At 61.7% G+C, this 2,504-nt stretch carries 3 protein-coding genes; all 3 read left to right on the forward strand.

From position 1 onward, the window contains the following. Positions 1 to 17: 17 nt before the first annotated feature. Genes IVB36_RS14410 through IVB36_RS14420 form a run of 3 tightly spaced genes read left to right on the forward strand, consistent with a single transcriptional unit; the run spans position 18 to position 2,449 of the window. Positions 18 to 491, forward strand: a complete 474-nt coding sequence (locus tag IVB36_RS14410; RefSeq protein WP_247297715.1) for a transposase — start codon at positions 18 to 20, stop codon at positions 489 to 491. Further along, positions 472 to 825 (forward strand): IS66 family insertion sequence element accessory protein TnpB, encoded by a 354-nt coding sequence (gene tnpB / locus IVB36_RS14415; protein ID WP_148750250.1) that lies wholly within the window; start codon positions 472 to 474, stop codon positions 823 to 825. Before IVB36_RS14410 ends, tnpB begins: the two co-directional genes overlap by 20 nt. Positions 826 to 877: 52 nt before the next feature. Further along, positions 878 to 2,449 (forward strand): IS66 family transposase, encoded by a 1,572-nt coding sequence (locus IVB36_RS14420; protein ID WP_247384585.1) that lies wholly within the window; start codon positions 878 to 880, stop codon positions 2,447 to 2,449. Positions 2,450 to 2,504 lie beyond the last annotated feature (55 nt).

Raw genomic sequence — 2,504 nt, forward strand, 5'->3', positions numbered from 1 at the left:
TAGGTGGACACCTTGTGATGGCAGACGATGATCAGAAACTGCGGGTCAGGCTTGTTGGTCGGAACGGTCGCCGGCGCTACGAGGCGGCATCGAAGGAGCGTCTTGTCGCGAGTTGTCTTGAGCCTGGCGTTTCGGTATCGAGACTTGCGCTCGAACACGGGGTCAACGCGAACCTGCTCCGGAAATGGATCAAGAAGCACACCGCGACCAGGTCTCTCCCGCGGTCTCCCCCATCGGCGTTCATCCCGGTTCAACTTGAGGGGGCTTCCGATCGCGCCCTGTCGCGGGGGAGCAGCGTGGCGATGGTGGGTTTGCCGGCGGCTTGCGATGAAGTGCGCGGGTCGGAACCCAAGGGGACTACAGCTTTTTGTTCTCCGGCCAAAGTGAGCGCGTCGCTGCCGAACGGCGTGAAGGTCGCGCTGGAATGCGGCGATGTGGATGCATTGACGGCGATCATCGGAGCCCTGGGCCATGTTCAGACTGGGCGGTGACCTGCAGGTCTATCTGCACCGTGAGCCGATCGACTTCCGGGCTGGCATCAACAGCCTTGCGGTTCTGGTCCAGGAGACGATGGCGCTCGATCCGTTCGCTCCGGCGGTTTTTGCGTTCTGCAATCGCCGTTGCGACCGGATGAAGTTGCTGTTCTTCGACCGGTCCGGCTTTGTGCTGGTCCTGAAGCGGCTGACCGAGGACAAGTTCCGATGGCCGCGCCGCCAGGAGGCGGTCGTCACGCTGACGACCGAGCAATTGCACTGGATCCTTGACGGCATCGATATCGATGCGATGGTCCGCCATCCGGTGCGGCAATATCAGGTTGCCGGCTGAGCTCTCGACTTGAGCGGTTGACGCGTCGGTACGGTTCAGATTCAAGAATCCGATGAATCGAACCGGCGAACCGAGTGTCGAAGCGCTGTTGGCGCGCATTGCTGCGCTGCAGGTGGAGAATCGTCAGCTCACGGAGCGCGTCGTCAGGCTCGAGGAAGAACTGGCGCTGGCACGCCTGCATCGTTTTGCGCCGCGCAGCGAAAAGCACGTCGACCGTCTGTTCAATGAAGCCGAGCAGGCCGCCGACGAGGATGATGCCGGCAGCGAAACGGACAATATCGCCGAACTTCCGGACACGGGCTTGCCACCCGTCGAAAGCACAACGGGAAAGAAGCGCGGCCGCAGACCGCTGCCGGCGAACCTGCCGCGTGAGCGGGTCGAGTATGACCTGCCCGACGATCAGAAGGCGTGTCCTTGCTGCCGTGGCCAGATGCATCGCATGGGCGAGACTGTCACCGAGCAACTTCATATCGAGGTGAAGGCGAAGGTTTTACAGAATGTGCGCTTCAAATATGGGTGCCGCCATTGCGATCGCACCGGGATCAATGCCCCTGTCGTGACCGCGCCGATGCCGACGCAGCCCTTGCCGGGCAGCGTTGCCACGGCCTCAACGCTGGCGTTCGCGCTGGTTCACAAATATGTCGATGGCACGCCGCTCTACCGTCTGGCGCAGGCCTTCGAACGCGCAGGTGTTCCTGTCAGCCGCGGCGCTTTGGGTCACTGGGTGATCGGCTCGAGCGAGAAGCATCTGCATCGCATCTCAGACGCCCTGAAGCTGCGGCTCAGACTGCAACCTCTCATCCATGGCGACGAGACGACGGTTCAGGTCCTCAAGGAGAAGGACAAAAAAGCCACCAGCACATCGTACATGTGGGCTTATCGCAGCGGCCAGGGCAGTCACGAGCCCATCGTTCTTCTGGATTATCAGCCGGGCCGCGGCCAGATCCACCCGCAGGCCTTCCTCGGCGATTACCGTGGCATCGTGATGAGTGACGGCTATACCGCATGGCGCACGCTGGAAGGGACCACCCACATTGGATGCATGGCCCACTCCCGACGGCGCTTTGTCGATGCCCTCAAGGCGAGGAAGAAGGGCGGCGGCCCGCCAGAGCAGGCGCTGCGGTTCTTCGAACAGCTTTACCGGGTTGAAAGGCAGGCGCGGGACGAAAAACCAGACAGAGGCGAAACGCCAGATCAATGCATTCGCCGCTTCCGCCAGCAACACAGCATTCCCGTCCTGAACGCCCTCAAGGAATGGCTCGATCAAATCGCCCCGAAGGTCTTGCCCGACAGCAAGCTTGGCGATGCCGTATCCTACACTCTGAACCAATGGTCATATCTGACGCGCTACACGCAAGACGGCAGGATGCCGATCGACAACAATCTCCTGGAGCGCGATATCAGAATCTTTGCCACTGGCAGAAAGAGCTGGCTGTTCAGCGACACCGTCGAGGGAGCCAGGGCCAGTGCCGTCGTCTACAGTCTGATGCTGACCTGCCGCGCCTCACGCGTCGAGCCGTTAGCCTGGTTGCGCCACGTGCTCACCGAATTGCCTCAGCGCGCCGACGACGCCGATATCACCGACCTGCTGCCCTTCAACTTCCCCAAAACCGCCGCTGCCTGAACGGGTCAGATGCCGCCCTCGATACGAAGGCCATCCGTCAAAAGCGCGGGCGTCA

Source organism: Bradyrhizobium sp. 35, assembly GCF_023073215.1.
In the GTDB taxonomy this organism is placed as follows: domain Bacteria; phylum Pseudomonadota; class Alphaproteobacteria; order Rhizobiales; family Xanthobacteraceae; genus Bradyrhizobium; species Bradyrhizobium canariense_D.